Source organism: Actinophytocola sp. KF-1 (assembly GCF_054661535.1).
Window position 1 is genome coordinate 30596 of sequence record NZ_BAAFVK010000024.1, and the last position, 16161, is coordinate 46756.

The 16161-nt window shown below is 72.9% G+C and carries 19 protein-coding genes; 12 read left to right on the top strand and 7 right to left on the bottom strand.

What is annotated here, in order from left to right; genetic code table 11:
- Window positions 1-68 precede the first annotated feature (68 nt).
- On the top strand, window positions 69-791 hold the full coding sequence (locus tag ACYQ77_RS43195) for an MMPL family transporter (RefSeq protein WP_459723190.1): 723 nt from the start codon (window positions 69-71) through the stop codon (window positions 789-791).
- A gap of 364 nt (window positions 792-1155) precedes the next feature.
- Here ACYQ77_RS43195 and ACYQ77_RS43200 read toward each other — a convergent pair whose 3' ends face one another.
- Complete coding sequence (locus ACYQ77_RS43200; RefSeq protein ID WP_459723191.1) at window positions 1156-1917, bottom strand: SGNH/GDSL hydrolase family protein; 762 nt, start codon at window positions 1915-1917, stop codon at window positions 1156-1158.
- Window positions 1914-3104 carry a metal-dependent hydrolase family protein gene (locus tag ACYQ77_RS43205; protein ID WP_459723192.1) on the bottom strand — a complete coding sequence of 397 codons (1191 nt, stop codon included), beginning with the start codon at window positions 3102-3104 and terminating at the stop codon, window positions 1914-1916. The genes ACYQ77_RS43200 and ACYQ77_RS43205 overlap by 4 nt, the downstream gene beginning before the upstream one ends.
- A gap of 147 nt (window positions 3105-3251) precedes the next feature.
- On the opposite strand from ACYQ77_RS43205, the gene ACYQ77_RS43210 reads away from it, so the two are divergent.
- The 3 genes from ACYQ77_RS43210 to ACYQ77_RS43220 all read left to right on the top strand — a co-directional run bounded on the left by ACYQ77_RS43210 (window position 3252) and on the right by ACYQ77_RS43220 (window position 7057).
- The gene (locus tag ACYQ77_RS43210) at window positions 3252-3926 is read left to right on the top strand and encodes a lysophospholipid acyltransferase family protein (RefSeq protein WP_459723242.1); all 675 of its coding nucleotides are present in this window, start codon (window positions 3252-3254) and stop codon (window positions 3924-3926) included.
- Between the two features lie 88 nt (window positions 3927-4014).
- Window positions 4015-5901 (top strand): glycoside hydrolase family 3 protein, encoded by a 1887-nt coding sequence (locus ACYQ77_RS43215; RefSeq protein WP_459723194.1) that lies wholly within the window; start codon window positions 4015-4017, stop codon window positions 5899-5901.
- A 91-nt stretch (window positions 5902-5992) separates the two neighbouring features.
- On the top strand, window positions 5993-7057 hold the full coding sequence (locus ACYQ77_RS43220) for a cobalamin-independent methionine synthase II family protein (RefSeq protein ID WP_459723195.1): 1065 nt from the start codon (window positions 5993-5995) through the stop codon (window positions 7055-7057).
- A gap of 38 nt (window positions 7058-7095) precedes the next feature.
- Here the strand turns inward: ACYQ77_RS43220 and ACYQ77_RS43225 are convergent, their stop codons facing one another.
- A complete protein-coding gene (locus tag ACYQ77_RS43225; protein WP_459723197.1) occupies window positions 7096-7893 on the bottom strand; it encodes a class I SAM-dependent methyltransferase in 798 nt (265 codons plus the stop codon).
- Between the two features lie 49 nt (window positions 7894-7942).
- Between ACYQ77_RS43225 and ACYQ77_RS43230 the strand changes: the two genes are divergently transcribed.
- Complete coding sequence (locus ACYQ77_RS43230; protein ID WP_459723198.1) at window positions 7943-8530, top strand: TetR/AcrR family transcriptional regulator; 588 nt, start codon at window positions 7943-7945, stop codon at window positions 8528-8530.
- Between the two features lie 16 nt (window positions 8531-8546).
- Here ACYQ77_RS43230 and ACYQ77_RS43235 read toward each other — a convergent pair whose 3' ends face one another.
- Window positions 8547-9044 carry a DUF4383 domain-containing protein gene (locus ACYQ77_RS43235; RefSeq protein ID WP_459723200.1) on the bottom strand — a complete coding sequence of 166 codons (498 nt, stop codon included), beginning with the start codon at window positions 9042-9044 and terminating at the stop codon, window positions 8547-8549.
- A gap of 144 nt (window positions 9045-9188) precedes the next feature.
- On the opposite strand from ACYQ77_RS43235, the gene ACYQ77_RS43240 reads away from it, so the two are divergent.
- The gene (locus ACYQ77_RS43240; protein ID WP_459723201.1) at window positions 9189-9896 is read left to right on the top strand and encodes an endonuclease/exonuclease/phosphatase family protein; all 708 of its coding nucleotides are present in this window, start codon (window positions 9189-9191) and stop codon (window positions 9894-9896) included.
- A 15-nt stretch (window positions 9897-9911) separates the two neighbouring features.
- Here ACYQ77_RS43240 and ACYQ77_RS43245 read toward each other — a convergent pair whose 3' ends face one another.
- Entirely contained in the window at window positions 9912-10073 is a 162-nt protein-coding gene (locus ACYQ77_RS43245) for a hypothetical protein (RefSeq protein WP_459723203.1), read from the bottom strand.
- A 515-nt stretch (window positions 10074-10588) separates the two neighbouring features.
- On the opposite strand from ACYQ77_RS43245, the gene ACYQ77_RS43250 reads away from it, so the two are divergent.
- Window positions 10589-10987 (top strand): hypothetical protein, encoded by a 399-nt coding sequence (locus tag ACYQ77_RS43250; RefSeq protein ID WP_459723204.1) that lies wholly within the window; start codon window positions 10589-10591, stop codon window positions 10985-10987.
- Here ACYQ77_RS43250 and ACYQ77_RS43255 read toward each other — a convergent pair.
- The gene (locus ACYQ77_RS43255; RefSeq protein ID WP_459723206.1) at window positions 10962-11450 is read right to left on the bottom strand and encodes a hypothetical protein; all 489 of its coding nucleotides are present in this window, start codon (window positions 11448-11450) and stop codon (window positions 10962-10964) included. The two genes, ACYQ77_RS43250 and ACYQ77_RS43255, sit on opposite strands and share 26 nt — an antisense overlap.
- A 135-nt stretch (window positions 11451-11585) precedes the next feature.
- On the opposite strand from ACYQ77_RS43255, the gene ACYQ77_RS43260 reads away from it, so the two are divergent.
- The 4 genes from ACYQ77_RS43260 (at window position 11586) to ACYQ77_RS43275 (ending at window position 13935) form a co-directional block, all read left to right on the top strand.
- Entirely contained in the window at window positions 11586-12035 is a 450-nt protein-coding gene (locus tag ACYQ77_RS43260; RefSeq protein WP_459723207.1) for a hypothetical protein, read from the top strand.
- A 165-nt stretch (window positions 12036-12200) separates the two neighbouring features.
- A complete protein-coding gene (locus tag ACYQ77_RS43265; RefSeq protein WP_459723208.1) occupies window positions 12201-12944 on the top strand; it encodes an EI24 domain-containing protein in 744 nt (247 codons plus the stop codon).
- Entirely contained in the window at window positions 12945-13382 is a 438-nt protein-coding gene (locus ACYQ77_RS43270; protein ID WP_459723210.1) for a tetratricopeptide repeat protein, read from the top strand. It begins immediately after the preceding gene.
- 10 nt (window positions 13383-13392) lie between these two features.
- Window positions 13393-13935, top strand: a complete 543-nt coding sequence (locus tag ACYQ77_RS43275) for a GNAT family N-acetyltransferase (RefSeq protein WP_459723211.1) — start codon at window positions 13393-13395, stop codon at window positions 13933-13935.
- A 3-nt stretch (window positions 13936-13938) separates the two neighbouring features.
- Here the strand turns inward: ACYQ77_RS43275 and ACYQ77_RS43280 are convergent, their stop codons facing one another.
- On the bottom strand, window positions 13939-14436 hold the full coding sequence (locus ACYQ77_RS43280; protein ID WP_459723212.1) for an N-acetyltransferase family protein: 498 nt from the start codon (window positions 14434-14436) through the stop codon (window positions 13939-13941).
- Between the two features lie 602 nt (window positions 14437-15038).
- Here ACYQ77_RS43280 and ACYQ77_RS43285 point away from each other — a divergent pair.
- The gene (locus ACYQ77_RS43285; RefSeq protein ID WP_459723244.1) at window positions 15039-16145 is read left to right on the top strand and encodes an MFS transporter; all 1107 of its coding nucleotides are present in this window, start codon (window positions 15039-15041) and stop codon (window positions 16143-16145) included.
- Window positions 16146-16161 lie beyond the last annotated feature (16 nt).

A 16161-nucleotide genomic window follows, 5' to 3' on the forward strand; every position in this document is an offset into this window, starting at 1 on the left:
GCGACGGCCGGGTGTCGCTGCGGGTCGTGCCGGACACGGCGCCGTCCGACGAGGCGACCGCCCGCCTCGTGCACCGGCTGCGTGCGGACGTGCTGCCGGCGTTCGGCGAGGCGCACGTCGGCGGCGGCGTCGCGACCAAGATCGACCTCGCGGAGCGGATCGGCGACCGCCTGCCGTGGCTCGTCCTCACCGTCGTCGGTGTCGCGTGCCTGTTGCTGCTGCTGGCGTTCCGGTCGCTGCTGCTGCCGGTGAAGGCGGCGCTGATGAACCTCGTGTCGGTGTGCGCCGCGTACGGCGTGGTCACCGCGGTGTTCCAGTGGGGCTGGGGCGCGTCGCTGCTCGGGCTCGACGGGCCGGTGCCCATCGACAGCTACGTGCCGATGGTGCTCTTCGCCGTCCTCTTCGGACTGTCGATGGACTACGAGGTGTTCCTGTTGTCCGCGGTGCGGGAACACTGGCTGCGCACCGGGGACAACCACGCGGCCGTGCGCCGCGGCACGGCGGAGACCGGCGGGGTCATCACGTCCGCCGCGTTGATCATGGTGTGCGTGTTCGCGAGCTTCGTGCTGGTCGGCGACCCGGTCGTGAAGATCTTCGGACTCGGCCTGGCCACGGCCATCATCGTCGACGCGACGGTGGTCCGCTGCCTGCTGGTGCCCGCCACCATGGTGCTGCTCGGCCGCTGGAACTGGTGGCTCCCCCGGTGGCTGGACCGGGCGCTGCCACGCGTGCTGGACCACGCGCCGCCGTCGCCCGCCACCGAACGCGTGCCGAGCATGGCCGACGGCTGAGTGCCGCGGCACGCTCCTCCCCTACGGCAAGCCCGCCGCCCCGGTACCGGGCCTCGCCGCACGGCAACCACACCACCGCGTGCGGCTAGGTGATCTGCCGGTATGCCCATTCGGTTTGCAGGGTGTGGTTGAGGCGTTCGACCTTGCCGTTCTGCCAGGGACCGTCCTGGTGGGCACGCCCATCTCGGCACCGATCCAGTCCGGCCCACACCGCCGACCGTGCCGCAGCGCGAGGATCCGCTGCTCAACTTCCACGCTGGTCCGCCGCGGCGAACGATGCGGTCGCGACGACCAGGCCCGACCAAACGGCACCAACGGCCGACCGTTCCCGTCGACGAGGGCCAAGGCCCTTGTCGGACACGCTCTAGACCATGGCCTCCACGGGTACCCACGTCTCGTGCTTGCCGGTGCGCGCGTCGCCCGACGAGCGGCCGCGGAGCCTGCGGTTGAACCACGGGACCACGTGCTCGCGGTAGAAGCGCGCCTCCTCGGCCACGCTCCTGCGCCCGGGCGGCGCCGGCGCGACGACGTGCGCGGTGACGGGGTGGCCGAGCGCGGCGAGCACGCGGGACGCGACCCGGCGGTGCCCGTCGCCGTTGAGGTGCAGGCGGTCCGCCGACCAGTAGCCGGGCTTGCGGATCTCCTCGTCGTTGAACATGTCCACGAACACCAGGTCGTGGCGGTCGGCCAGGTCGGCGACCGCCGCGGTCAGCTCCGTGCCCCTGCGGTGGATCATCCGGCCGAACGGCAGGCGCGCGGACGGGTCGGCGCCACTGAGCAGGACCAGCCGCACGCCGGCGTCGGCACACCGGCGGACGACGTGCTCGGTGAGCCGCACGAGCCGGGCCAGGTCGACGCCGGGGCGCATCATGTCGTTGCCGCCGCCGTTGAACGTGAGCAGCGTCGGCGCGGGTGCGAGTGCGAGCGCCGCGTCGAGCTGGGTGGTCGCGATCGGTTCGAGCAGCCTGCCGCGGATCGCGAGGTTGGCGTACTGCACGGTCTCGCCGGTCGCGCTCGCCAGCCCGGTCGCGACCAGGTCGGCCCACCCCCTGGTCGTGCCGCCGGGCTGTTCGTCGCCGACGCCCTCGGTGAAGCTGTCGCCGATCGCCACGTACCGCGTGCTCACGCCGCCACCACCGCACCGGCCTGGATGACCGTGCGGCCCGGCCCCCACAGCACGGACGGGTCGGTGAACGGGTCGCCGTCGACGATCAGCAGGTCGGCGGCGGCGCCGGGCCGCACCCGGCCGAGGTCGGGACGGTTCAGCAGGTCGGCGTTGACCGAGGTGGCCGAGCGCAGCGCGTCGAGCACGCCGTCGACCTCGACCTGCAGCCGCAGCCCGTTGAGCTGCTCGTCCTCCAGCCCGCCCATCAGGTCGGTGCCGAACCCGACGCGGACCCCGGCGGCGCGGGCCAGCTCGATGGCCTTCGCGCCGGCCGCCAGCACCTCGCGGTTCTTCGCCAGGCCGACCTCGGCGAGCCCGAACTCCGGCCCGCGCCGGGACATCGCGTCGTAGGTGGCGAGCGTGGGCACGAGGAACGCGCCGCGCTCGGCCATGAGCGCGGCGGTCTCGGCGTCCATCAGGTTGCCGTGCTCGATGGAGCGGACCCCGTTCTCGACGGAGTGGCGGATGGCCTCCGGCGAGTAGGCGTGCGCGGCGACGTAGCTGCCGCGGCGGGCCGCCTCGTCGGTGACGGCGCGGATCTCCTCGGCCGAGTACTGCGGGACGCGGATCGGGTCGGCGAGCGACATCACGCCGCCGGAGGTCATCATCTTGATCGCGTGTGCGCCGCGCCGGAACCGGTCGCGTGCCGCGGCCCGCACGGCGTCCACGCCGTCGACGACCTCGGAGGTGAAGGCGTGGCACCCGCACACGTCGGTGTCGACACCACGGGGGTCGCCGTGCCCGCCGGTCTGGCTGAGCGCGGCGCCGGTGTAGAAGTAGCGCGGCGCCGCCACAGTGCCCTCGGCGATGGCGCGTGCGAGGCCGGGGTCGCCGCCCGCGACATCACGCACGGTGGTGAACCCGCGCTCCAACGCCGCCTTGAGCCTGCGCGCGCCGGTCAGCGCGAGGTAGCTCAGCGGGCTGGACTCGATGGCGAGCATGTCGAGGGAGACGCCGTAGGCGTGGCAGTGCGCGTCGATCAGTCCGGGTAGGACGGTCCGGCCGCGCGCGTCGACGACCTCGTCGGCGCTCGCCCGGTCGCCGACCGCGACGATCCGGCCGTCCTCGACGTGCACCGGCCCCTCGACCAGCTCGGCCGACTCGCCGTCGAACACCGCCGCGTTGATGATCGCGAGACTCACCCGCATGCTCCCTTCCGCCGTGACCTTGAGCACCGTACCCAGCCGAAACCGGAACCGGGTGGGCGCCTCGATCGTTCTCCGCGAAACGGACACCCGTCGAAAAGAGGCACTGTGGAGCTCGTCTACCCGCCGGTGATCGCGGCCTGCAAGACCATGCTCCGGGTCCTGGACCTGAAACTGGACGTGCGTGGCGCGGAACACATCCCGGCGTCCGGCGGGGCGGTGCTCGCCTGCACGCACGTCAGCTACCTGGACTTCATCTTCTGCGGGCTCGGTGCGCTGCCGTCGGGGCGCAAGACCCGCTTCATGGCCAAGGAGCAGATCTTCCGCAACCGCGTCGCGGGCCCGCTGATGCGTGGCATGCGGCACATCTCGGTGGACCGGTCGGCGGGCCAGGCCTCGTACCAGGAGGCGGTGGCCAGGCTCAAGGCGGGCGAGGTGGTCGGGGTGTTCCCGGAGGCGACGATCAGCCGCTCGTTCACCGTGAAGGCGATCAAGACGGGCGCGGTCCGCATGGCCGCCGAGGCAGGCGTGCCGGTGATCCCCATGACGGTGTGGGGCAGCCAGCGCCTGTGGACCAAGGGCAGGCCGAAGAACCTCACGCAGCGCCACGTCCCGATCCTGATCCGCGCGGGCGAGCCGTTCCACCCGGCCCCGGACGACGACGCCGAGGCGCTGACCGCCGACCTGCGGAAGCGGATGTCGGCACTGCTCGACGAGGCGCAGCGCGACTACCCGGAGCAGCCGTCGCCCGGCGCGTTCTGGCAGCCCGCGCACCTCGGTGGCGGCGCTCCGACGCCGGAGGAAGCGGAGTCGCCGACGGCCTGACGCCGGGACGGGCCGAAAGGCCGTGGAATCGATCTCCGCCGAGGGGTAAGCCGGAACGGGTCCGCATCACCTCATCGAGGAGGATCGCGTGAGACTCCCTTCACGGCTACGGCACGGTGTGCTCGGTGCCGTCACCCTGCTGGTGGTCGCCGTACCACCTTCGGCGTCCGCGACCACGCCGTACCTGGACGCGGCGCGACCGGTCGAGGCACGAGTGGCCGACCTGCTCGGGCGGATGACGCTCGAGGAGAAGGTCGGCCAGATGACGCAGGCCGAGCGCGGCGCCGTCGACGGCGACCAGGCGCAGATCACCACGCTCGCGCTCGGTTCGCTGCTGTCCGGCGGCGGCTCGACCCCCGCGACGAACACCCCGGCGGCGTGGGCCGACATGGTCGACGGCTACCAGTCGCGGGCGCTGGCGACCCGGCTGCGCATCCCCCTGCTGTACGGCGTCGACTCCGTGCACGGGCACGGCAACCTCGTCGGCGCCACGATCTTCCCGCACAACATCGGGCTCGGCGCGACCCGCGACGCCGGGCTGGTGCGGCGGGTCGAGCACATCACCGCGACCGAGACCAGGGCGACCGGGCCGCAGTGGGTGTTCGCGCCGTGCGTGTGCGTGGTGCGGGACATGCGGTGGGGCCGCGCGTACGAGAGCTTCGGCGAGGACCCGGGGCTGGTGAGCCGGATGGCCGCCGCGGTCGCCGGGTTCCAGGGCGACGGCCGCGGCGACCTGCGGCGACCGGACCGGGTGCTGGCGACCGCGAAGCACTACGCGGGTGACGGCGACACCGAGTTCGGCTCGTCGACCACCGGCACGTACACGATCGACCAGGGCGTGACGGTCACCGACCACGCCGCGTTCCGGCGGATCGACCTCGCCCCGTACGTCACGGCGGTGCGCCGGTACCGGGTCGGCAGCATCATGCCGTCGTTCTCCAGCGTCCAGTGGACCGACGTGCCGGGCAGCGCGCCGGTGAAGATGCACGCCCACGAGGAACTCCTCACCGGCGTGCTGAAGCACGAGATCGGCTTCGACGGGTTCCTGATCAGCGACTGGGCGGGCATCCAGCAGCTGCCCGGCGACTACGCGACCCAGGTGCGGACGGCGGTGAACGCCGGCATCGACATGTTCATGGAGCCGTACTCGGCGCCCCGGTTCGTCACGACGCTGCTCGGGGAGGTGCGGGCGGGCCGGGTGCCGATGGCGCGGATCGACGACGCGGTCAGCCGCATCCTGCGGGCCAAGTTCAGGCTCGGGCTGTTCGAGCACCCGTACACCGACCGGCGGTTCATCGGCACCGTCGGCTCCCCCGCGCACCGGGCGGTGGCGCGGGAGGCGGTCGCGAAGTCGCAGGTGCTGTTGAAGAACACGCACCACGCGCTGCCGCTGCGGTCGTCGCAGCGGCTCTACGTGGCCGGGGTGAACGCCGACGACCTGGGCAACCAGGCAGGCGGCTGGACGGTGACGTGGCAGGGCCAGTCCGGCAACGGCCACTTCCCCGGCACGACGATCCTGCGGGGCATCCGCAGCAAGGCGGCGGACGTGACCTACAGCGCCGACGCGTCGGCCCCGATGGCCGGGTACGACGCGGCCGTGGTCGTGGTCGGTGAGACCCCGTACGCCGAGGGCGTCGGCGACGTCGGCAACGGGCACACGCTGAACCTGTCGGCGGCGGACCGGTCGAACGTCGAGCGGGTGTGCGCGGCGATCCGCACGTGCGTGGTGCTGGACGTGGCGGGCCGCCCGCAGATCGTGACGGACCTGCTGGGGCGGGTGGACGCGTTCGTGATGTCGTGGCTGCCCGGCAGCGAAGGCGCCGGCGTGGCGGACGTGCTCTTCGGCGACCGCCCGTTCACCGGCAGGCTCCCCGTGAGCTGGCCGCGGTCCGAGGACCAGGAGCCGGTCAACGTCGGAGACCGGGACTACGACCCGCTGTTCCGGTACGGCTTCGGGCTGACCACCGGCCGCTGACCGCGGCGAACGAGTGGGGCTCAGGGGCCGAACGGGTGAAATCTCGTTCGGCCCCGCCCGTCGGATCCGATCATTCGTAATGTCCGGTTCCATGAGCATTCCGACCGAGCCGATCGGTAGCATCCCCCGGCCGCCTGCCCTGCAGGCCGCCCTCGCGGCCCACGCGCGGGGCGAGACCAGCGACGCGGAACTCGCGGCGCTGCAGGACAAGGCCACCGCGGACACCCTGACCAGACTGGAGCAACTCGGCTGCCCCGTGCTCGTGGACGGTGAGCAGAGCAAGCCGAGCTTCGTCACCTACCCCATCGCGGGGCTGACCACGCTCGACCCGAACGGCGCGGTGATCCCGTTCGCCGACGGGCACACACGGCAACTGCCGGTGCTGACCGAGGGCCCGTTCCGGTACCAGACCCACGCGGACACCTACCTGCGTGCCGCGCGGGAGCACACCACGCTGCCGGTGAAGCAGGCCGTGATCGCACCGTCGGCGCTGAGCCTGCTGTACCCGGCCGACGGCATCGACGGCTACGAGCGGGAGAAGTTCCTCGCCGACCTCGCCGACGAGGCGGAGGCCGACATCCGCGGCTGCCTCGACGCAGGCGCGCACTCGGTGCAGCTCGACTTCACCGAGGGCAGGCTGTCGCTCAAGCTGGACCCGTCCGGCGGCGTGCTGGACGACTTCGTGGCGCTGAACAACGAGGTGCTCGGCCGGTTCGACGACGACGAGCGCGCGCGGATCGGGGTGCACACGTGCCCCGGCGGGGACCACGACTCGACGCACAGCCTCGACGTGGACTACGCGGAGCTGCTGCCGAAGCTGTTCTCCTTGCGAGCGGGCAACTTCTACGTCCAGCTGGCGAGCGAGGCCGACCCCGAGCGGGTGCTGCGGATCATCGCAGGCCGGCTGCGGCCGGGCGTCCGGGTGTTCGTGGGCGTGACCGACCCGATCGGCGCGACGGTCGAGACACCGGAGGAGGTGCGGGACCGGGTCCTGCTCGCGGCGCGGTACATCCCCGCCGACCAGCTGGGCACGTGCGACGACTGCGGGTTCTCCCCGTTCGCGGACGACACGTCGACGTCACGGGACCTCGCGTTCGCCAAGATCGAGGCGCGGGTGCAGGGCACGGCGCTGGCCGCGGCACAACTGGGCCTCTGAGGTGACCTCCTGGCCGGTGCCGCCACCGGCCAGGAGGGTCAGCCCGTGCGGACGGCGGCGAGCACGAGCGTCGTGTAGCTCATGGTGAAGCCGTCGCCGTCGATCGCGTCGGCCATGCCGGACAGCACGGCGGCGAGCGTCTCGCGCGGGAGCCGGGTGTTGCCGCCGAAGGTGGGGACCTGGTCGAGCCACTCGTCCTTGGTGTAGGGCTGGGTCCACTCGAACCGCCACCGCTCGGGTTCGGCGAACGCGTTCGTCGGGCGGATGCCGTCGGCCGCCCGGTCGAGGAACAGCGTGTACCCGCCGGCCTGCTTGGCCGCGTCGTAGGCGGGGGCGCCGGGCAGGACGCGGCGGTAGACGTCGGCGAACCGGGCGCTGAGGTCGGCGGGCGGGACGGCCACGTTCCAGAACACGGCGAGCAACCCGCCGGGGCGGAGTGCCTCCGCCGCCTTGGCCGCGCCCTCGGCCGGGTCGATCCAGTGCCAGGTCTGCCCCGCGGTGACGATGTCGAACGTGCGCCCGGCGGTCCGCCACGACTCGAACGGCGACACCTCGACGTCGATCCCGGCGCGGCGGGCGACCTCGGCCATCCTCGGGTCGATCTCCACGCCGAGCACCCGCGCGCCCGCGGCCTGGAACTGGCGCGCGGCGATGCCGGTGCCGCAGCCGACGTCGACGAGGTCGCGCCCTGGACCTGCGGCGACGATCCGTTCGATCATGGCGTCGGGGTAGGTGGGCCGGGTACGGTCGTAACGCTCGGCGTCCGCGCCGAACGACTCCGCCACGTCCCGCAGCCGGTGCGTCTCGGGGGCGGGCTCAGCAGGTTGAGTGGGCATGCGCCCACTCTAGTGGGCACGCGCCCACTCGAACAAGGCAGGAGGCACGGTGCCGACAGGAGTGGCCCTCCGCGACGTCCGCAGGCAGCTGTTCGACGCGGCCGAGCGGGTCCTGCTGCGCGCGGGACCCGCGGCGCTGACCAGCAGAGCGGTCACCGAGGAGGCGGGCTGCGCGAAGGGCGTGCTGCACCGGCACTTCGCCGACTTCGACGCGTTCCTCGCCGAACTGGTCCTCGACCGCATCGACCGCATGGACCCGCAAGCGGCCGCCCTGCGCGAGGCGGCGGGCACGGGCACGGTGACCGGCAACCTCACCACCGCGCTGACCGCCCTGTTCGAGTCGGCCGCCGTGCGGCTGGTCAGCGTGATCACCGCCCGCGACGGCCTGCGCGCCCGCCTGCGCGAGACCATCCCCGCCGGCGTCCCGGTACTGACCGAGGCCTCGGCGATGATCACCGCTTATCTCGCCGCGGAACGGGACCTGGGCCGCATCGCCGAGGACGCGGAGCCGGAGATGCTCGCCTTCCCGCTGATCGGCACGGTGCACCTCCTGTACGCGGGCCGCGACGACGGGCCCCCGGAAGAAGGCGCGGTAGCACGCATCGTGACGACGATCGTCGGTGGCGCCCTGCGCTGAGCGGTGCCGCGCGTCGTCAGACCCGCAGCAGCATCCCCGCGGGCACTCGCCCGGTCGCGGCCATGCGCGGAGTGCGCTGGTCGTCCCGTGTCGGCGGGCGGCTGCGGACCGGGCGCCGGCCGTGGTCGACGCCATCCCGGTACACGACCTCAGGCGCGGTCCGCGCCGGGACCTCGTCCGGCGCACCGCCGGACAGCACGGCGATGCCGATCATGCTGGCGACGATCGACAGGTGCACACCGACGTTCGCAGTGTGGAACGGCACCAGCGTCGGGTCGACGACCGCGCCGAACTGCCACAGCAGGAAGTACGCGACGCCGCCGCCGATGAGGAACACCTGCGCGCCCCTGCGGTCCCGGCTCAGGGCGAAGCCGGCCAGCCCGAACGCGAGGTGCACGATGTTGTCCAGCACCCCGACCCCGGCGTCCAGCACCGCCGCGAGCACGAACAACCCGGCCACGACGAAGGTCGCGACCTGACCCGGCTCCTGACGCGTGCGCTCGTACTCCCTCATTCCCGCCTTCCCCTCTGCCGACGCGGCTGGGACGCCCCACCCCGGTGGTGCCCCTACACCATGCCCCTGTACCCACGGATGTGCGCGGCGACGCGCCGGTTCCCACCCGAAGATCAACGAATCGGGGTGATTAGCATCGCTCTGGTGATCACCGTCGCGACCTGGAACCTGCTGCACCGGGTGCACGCCGAGAACTGGGACGCGGACGTGCCCCGGCGGTGGCCGGACGAGGACGCGCGGATCGCCGCGATCACGGACCGGATCGCGGCCCGCACCGAGACGGTGATCGCGTTGCAGGAGGTCAGCGGCGACCAGCTCGCGAGCCTGCGGGACGCGCTGCCCGGCCGCGCCGTGCACTCGTTCCGGTATCCGCGCGTCCCTGCCCCGCGCCGGGGCCGGGACCTGCTGCGGGACCGCACCGAGCACCTCGTGCTGCTGGTGGACGGAGCCGGCACGACCGTCACCGCGGAGTCGTTCGCCGACGACAAGGGCAAGGGTGCGCTGGTCGTGGGCATGGGTGACCTGCTCGTGATCGCCACGCACGTCAGCGGCGACCGGCGCCGCACCGGTCAGCTGGCCCGGCTCGCGGAGCTGTCCGGGCCCCGGACCGTGCTGCTCGGCGACTTCAACACGGTCCGGGGCACCATCGCGACCGGGCTCGGCGACGGGTTCACCGTCGCCGGGTTCCGCGCGGACAGCCCGCCGACCCGTCCTGGCACCGGCCGGGGGTTCATCGACCACGTCGTCACCCGCGGTGTCACGGCAGGCACCGCCACCGTGGACGACTCCGGCGGCCTCTCGGACCACAACATCGTCCACGCGACCGTCAGCCGGCCGGGCGGTACGGCGTGATCCCGTCCCCGGCGCTCAGTTCGCGGTCCGGCCGCCGCCCTCGTTCGACTGCGCCATCGACGCGGCGATGCGCGCGCGGACCTGCGCTGTGCGCCTGCGCGCGGCGTGGACGCGGCGTCGCGCCGCGGCCGTGTTCCTGATGCTGTTCCCGACGAGTTGTAACCGGTGCTCGTTCATGGCTGGCCCCAACCGCGTTCCCCGACTGACCCGACCCACATCGACTACCCGCACCCAGCCAAGATCACGCCTGGAAGAGGAGAAAAATCCAGTTTTGTCCATTGTGGACGACCAGCACCCGTCAGGGTGCTGCTCGGTGTTCCACCGGGGGACACCCGGCGCGCGCCGCGCCGTTCGGGTGTCCACTTGGGACATGACGAAACACAACCGCGGGCCTTCTCGTCGACCTTGACCTTGCTGTCCAGCAGCGTGGCGTGGAGCTCGGCCTTGGCCTCCGGCTCCTGGGCGGCCGACGCGGTGGCCGACGAGGTGACGACGGTGGCCAGGCACAGGCACGAGCGCGAGCACGCCGCGGGCGATCCGGTCTTGTCGGTGGTCGCCGCTACGCTGGGTTCCGGGGGGCCGGAGGCCGCCGTCGATCTTGGGCCTGGCCGTGACTCCCCCACCGTTGGACCGTGGTTGTTCGGGACCTTGTGCCCTACGCCCCCGCACACGCGCCTGCTTTCGTGGACACCATGTCTTGGCAGGCATCGCCGGTGTGCGGGCACTGGCGGATCGATGCGACCGGGGGCACCGTGCTGATCACGGCCGTGCCGCCGGACCACGCGGTCGCCGACCACGTCTGGCAGCCGAGGGTCAGTCCGAAAGTGGGCCTCGGCGTGCCGCTGGCCGGGGTGCCCTCCCTCGTGGCGGCCATCGCGAACGCCGCGGCCACCGGCCCGGGGGCGAACCCGTGGTCGCCGCCCGGCATCGACCACACCGAGGGGTTCGTGTACGTGCAGGGGCCGGTCGGCGCGCTCGAGGAGTTCACCGGGTACCGGCCGCTGCGGCGGTTCGTCGTCACCCCGCACGACCTGTTCGGCCTCGGCCAGCGGTTGTCCGCGCTGATCACGGCGTCGACCGGGCGAGCATGACCGCCAGGGCCTCCCCCGCCCGCGGCCACAGCCGGGCCGGGGCCGCCGCGCGGACGAAGTACTCGCGGCCACCGTGGCGCCAGTGCACCGACCGGACGTGCCTGCGGCCGTCCGCCGCGTCGTACTCGAACTCCCAGTCGACGGCCGGGGCGCCGCGCACCACCGTCCTCTCCAGACGTACCTGCGCGTAGCCGTCCCTGGTCGCGGCCAGGCGGCGGGCGCAGTCGGCGCGTGCCGCGTAGGCGTCCCGCCCCTCGGGGACCGAGCTGCCGAACCACAGCTCGGTGGACGTGCCCGCCGGGTCGGCCACCCTCGTCACGCCCGGCGCGGTGGTGACCCGCCAGCCGGCCGGGACGTGGGTCGTCATCCCGTCCGGGCCCGTGACCTGCGTGAACCCGTCCCCGCGGGCTCCGCTGACGGCGGCCACGACCGCCGCGCAGACGACCAGGTTGCCGACCGCCACCAGGACCGCGAGCGTGCGACTGCTCGGCCGTCGCCGTTGTTTGTCCGCCAACTGTCCCCCAGTTGATTCTCGCTTTCCCGTCGCGCGCGTGGGTAGCATCCGCCTGTCCCCACGGCACCGCGAAAGGAAAACACGGTGTACGACGAGGCCGACCAGCACCGAATTGCCATGGATATCCGCGCGGAGGCGTTCGCCGCCTTGAGCGTGACCCACGACGACCACGTGGAAATCACCAGCGCGCGCCAGTTGCGGATCGTCGAGGACGCGGCGCACCGAATTCTCGCGATGGGCCTCGCGGACGAGACGGTCAACGACCTCGCGCGGTCGATGCTCGACCGGGTGGCGCACGCCAAGCGCTGGACGTGGGTCGACGTGCCCGTCGCCACCGCGCTGGCGATCGTGGCACTGACCGTGGGAATCGGTGCCGCGGTGCTCGGCGGAACGGATGGGAACATGGTTCTCGCGGTTGTCGGCGGGATTACCGGCAGCGTGCTGCTGGCTATTGTGGTGCTCCGGCACCGTCGCGAGTACTGGCGAATACGTGCCGAGCAGATCGCGCCGAAGATCCGGCACCACGGCGTGTAGGGCGCAATCCTACCCCGGGAAGTCCCGGCCGATTGTGGCGATTAGGCCGAATGCGCATGACAAATCAAGGACAATTCCGCGGACCGCGACCCGCCCGTCCACAATGGATGATCACCGCGACCGCCCGGTGGCGGTCCCGGCGATCGCCACTGGTAGAAGTACGCCGTGCGCGATTTCATCACCGGTGTCCGGTTTTTCGGGCGTGGGCTGGGCATCCTGCTCCGGTCCCCGCGACTGCTGCTGCTCGGCGCCCTGCCCGCCGTGCTCACCACGCTCCTGCTGACCGGCGGGCTGGTCGCGCTCGCCGTCTGGATCGACGACCTGGCCGCGCTGGTCACCCCGTTCGCGGACGACTGGGCGTCGGGCTGGCGGACGGCGGTGCGGATCACGGCGGGCGTCATGCTGTTCGGCGCCGCGCTCACCATCGGCCTGATCGGCTTCTCGGCGCTGACCCTCGCCGTCGGCGCCCCGTTCTACGAGGCGATCGCGGAGAAGGTGGAGGACGACCTCGGGCTCGCGCCCGGTGCGGACCTGCCGTTCTGGCGGGCGCTCGGCCTGGGGCTGCGCGGCGGCCTCGCGCTGGTGCTGCGGTCGCTGCTGTTCACGATCCCGCTGGTGATCGCCGGGTTCGTGCCCGTGCTGGGCCAGACCGTCGTGCCGGTGCTGCTGGCGCTGGTGACCGCGTGGTTCTTCGCGCTGGAGCTGGTCGCGGTGGCGTACTACCGCCGCGGCATGACGCTGAAGGAGCAGCGCACGACGCTCGCCAAGCGCCGGGGTCTGGCGCTCGGGCTCGGCCTGCCCGCGTCGCTGCTGTGCGCGATCCCGCTGGTGGCGATCGTCGTCATGCCGGTCGCGTTCACCGGCGGTGTGCTCGTCGCCCACGAGGCGCTCCGGAATGAACCCAGGTAGTTGAACGTTGAACCGCCCGTGATGGACAACTTCAACGACTTCCTGCCCACCGGCGAGGTCACCCCCGACCGGTGGGTGACCGCGACCCACCTGTTCGAGGAACCGCACGAGGAGACCACCGCCGAGCGCTGGGAGCGGGCGCTGGCGTTGTTCGACGCGAAGGACTACACCGGCGCGGCGCGGCTCCTGGCGGACGTGGTGGCCGAGCACCCTGGCCAGACCGGGCCGAGGCTGCTGCTGGCGCGCGCGTACTTCCACTCGGCGCAGCTGCGGCGGGCCGAGGACGAACTGCGGGTCGTGGTCGACCGCGACCCCGCGGACCACTACGCGCACCTGCTGCTCGGGCGCACGCTGGAGCGCCAGAGCAGGCACGACGAGGCGGCGCCGTGGCTGCGGCTGGCGGCCGCGTTCGCCGGGGAGGCCGAGCCCGCCAAGTAGGGTGACGACCGTGCCAGAACCAGTCCTGCGCGCGGCGACACCCGACGACGTGCCGGCGATCACCGCGCTCATGCGGCGCTCGGTGCTCGACGTGTTCCCCCGGTTCCACACCGAGAGCGAGACGGCCGCCGCCGCCCGCTACCTGACGGAACCGGACACGGTCCTCATCGACGACGGCACGTACTTCGTCCACGACGTCGACGGCGAGGTCGTCGCGTGCGGCGGCTGGAGCAGGCGGGACAAGCTGTACACCGGCTCCGGCGCCGCACCGACCGACGACCGCGTCCTCGACCCGGCCACCGAACCGGCCCGCGTACGGGCGATGTTCGTGCACGGCGACTGGACCCGCCGCGGCCTGGGCCGTGCCATCCTCGCGCGGTGCGAGGAGGCGGCACGGGCCGAGGGCTTCAGGTCGCTGGTCCTGATGGCGACGCTCCCGGGCGTGCCGCTCTACCGCGCGTACGGCTTCCGCGAGGTCGCGCGCACGGACATCCCGTTCCCGGACAGCACCGTCATCGGTGGTGTGTCGATGGAGTACCTCCTCGAACCGTGAGCGTCAGCAGGCGCGCTCGTACTCGACCTGGGCGAGCGGGTTGCCGTCGCCGAAGTCCCGGGTCGTCGTGGCCCCGGTCTCGGTGAAGCCGCACTTGGTGTAGAAGCGGCGCGACTGCGGCGTGTCCCGCAACGTCCAGAGATGCACCCGGGTGAACCCGGTGCCGCGTAAGTGTTCCAGCGTGCCGGCCATGAGCGCGGCGGCCGCGCCCGTGCCCCAGCTGTCGGGGTGGCCGTAGAAGCTGACGATCTCCGCCGACCCGGGCCGCGTCTCGGAGGGGACGGAGTAGGAGAGCACCAGAGGCCGCCCACCAACGGCGGCGAGCAGGACCGCCCCGCGCCCGTCGGCGAGCACCCCGTGCCACCGCGCGAGCCGATCCGCGACGGCACGCTCGGCGAACTCCGGCCCGAAGAAGGGCGCGTAGGCAGCGGCCCATGCGGCGGCGTGGACCTCCCCGAGCGCATCCCCATCGGCCGGGGTCGCCTGTCGAACGTCGATCATGCCGCCACGGTACCGACGACCACCGACATCATCGGGCGACGAGGCACCCAAGCCGCGTGCGGAAGGACCCCTTCATGGGGAAGCCACCCCGTCGAGAAGCCGAACCCGCGGGAATGGTTCGGCAGCGCCCTTGACCCGCGAGTGCGCCGCCCGCACAACCCGCCGCCACCACCGAACACCACGGAGTGCAGACCCCGGAAACCCCGGCACCTACCCAAGCCGCGCCGCAAACGCACCCCGAACCCAGGCAGCGCACCCAGGCAGCGCAAACGCCAGCCCCAGTCAAGGCCAGCGAGATCAACCGCGGCCTCCGGCCCCCCGAAACCCAGCGTACCGAGCACCACCGACAACGAGGACCGACAAGACCCGAGTTGTCCACAGGCCACGGCCTCCGGCCCCCGAACTCCAGCCTGGTGGCCGCCACCGACAAAACCGGTCCGCAGCAACCGAACCATCCACCAGCACAAGCCGCGGTGACGAACGGCCAGCCGGGCCAGGTCCGCGCAGAACGCCACTACTACATCTTGTAGTATCTCCGCCGCGCCGGACTTGCCGGCCGGAGAGGAGGCGGTCCGATTCCTGGCACCCGCACGAGAACAGCCCTGTACGCCACGGTCTTCGTCGACGTGCTCGGGTTCACCATCGTCCTGCCGTCGCTGCCGTTCCGGGTGGCCGAGCTGGGCGGTGACGCGTTCTGGCTCGGGGTCGTGCTCACCGCCTACTCGGTGTGCCAGGCGGTGGCCGCGCCCGTGCTCGGCGGACTCGCGGACCGCTACGGCAGACGCGGCCTGCTCCTCCTCAGCCTGACCGGTTCCGCCGCGTCGCTCGCGTTGATGGGAATCGCGGGCGCGCTGTGGCTCCTGCTCGTCGCCCGCGCGCTGGCCGGGTTGTGCGGCGGCAGCATCGGCGTGGCACAGGCCTTCGCGGCCGAGCTCGCGGGACCTGCCGGGCGCACGAAGGCGATGGGCCGGGTCGGCGCCGCGATCGGGCTCGCCTTCACGCTGGGTCCCGCACTGGGCGCGCTGTCGGCACCGTGGGGCTTCGCCGCGACCGCGTTCATCGGTGCCGGTCTCGCCGCCGCGAACGCCGTGGCCGCCGCCATCGTGCTGCCGAAGGGCACCCCGGTGCGGGCGCACCGTCCGGCACCACGCCGGGTGGCAGCGCCGTGGCCCCTGCTGGCGGCCGGTTTCGCCGCGATGGCCGCGTTCGTCGGCATGGAGACGACCGTCGCGTTCCTCGCCGCCGCCCGGTTCGGTGCCGGGCCCGCGCTGGTCGGGGTGCTGCTCGCGGGCGCGGGTCTCGTCCTGGTGGTGGTGCAGGGTTTCCTGGTGGGCCCGGCCGCGCGGCGGTGGGGCGAGGCCCGGCTCGCGGCCGCCGGCGCGCTGCTCATGGCGGCCGGGTTGCTCGCGCTGCCGTTCCTCGCCGGGGTGCCGTTCGTGGCCGCCGTGCTGGTCGCCGCCGCCGGGAACGGCCTCGTGACCGCGACGACCGCGAGCCTGCTCGCCGCGGCGGGCCCACCGGAGGAGCTCGGTGCCCGGATGGGCCGGGGCCAGTCCGCCGCGTCGGCCGCGCGCGCGTCCGGGCCGCTCGCCGCCGGCGCCTTGTTCGAGGTCGCGATGGTCGCGCCGTACCTGCTCGGCGGCGCGCTCTCGCTCGGCGTCGCGTTCCTCGTCAGCAGGCACGGCGCGCGCGCCGACGTCGGCGGCTGACCCCGCGGACGGACGG

What these genes read in the sequence shown, in the direction of transcription:
- ACYQ77_RS43280 (WP_459723212.1), bottom strand. Translation starts at nt 14,436, where the DNA reads ATGATCGACGTTCGACAGGCGACCCCGGCCGATGGGGATGCGCTCGGG.
- ACYQ77_RS43220 (WP_459723195.1), top strand. Translation starts at nt 5,993, where the DNA reads ATGAGCATTCCGACCGAGCCGATCGGTAGCATCCCCCGGCCGCCTGCC.
- ACYQ77_RS43235 (WP_459723200.1), bottom strand. Translation starts at nt 9,044, where the DNA reads ATGAGGGAGTACGAGCGCACGCGTCAGGAGCCGGGTCAGGTCGCGACC.
- ACYQ77_RS43210 (WP_459723242.1), top strand. Translation starts at nt 3,252, where the DNA reads ATGCTCCGGGTCCTGGACCTGAAACTGGACGTGCGTGGCGCGGAACAC.
- ACYQ77_RS43250 (WP_459723204.1), top strand. Translation starts at nt 10,589, where the DNA reads ATGTCTTGGCAGGCATCGCCGGTGTGCGGGCACTGGCGGATCGATGCG.
- ACYQ77_RS43245 (WP_459723203.1), bottom strand. Translation starts at nt 10,073, where the DNA reads ATGAACGAGCACCGGTTACAACTCGTCGGGAACAGCATCAGGAACACG.
- ACYQ77_RS43225 (WP_459723197.1), bottom strand. Translation starts at nt 7,893, where the DNA reads ATGCCCACTCAACCTGCTGAGCCCGCCCCCGAGACGCACCGGCTGCGG.
- ACYQ77_RS43205 (WP_459723192.1), bottom strand. Translation starts at nt 3,104, where the DNA reads ATGCGGGTGAGTCTCGCGATCATCAACGCGGCGGTGTTCGACGGCGAG.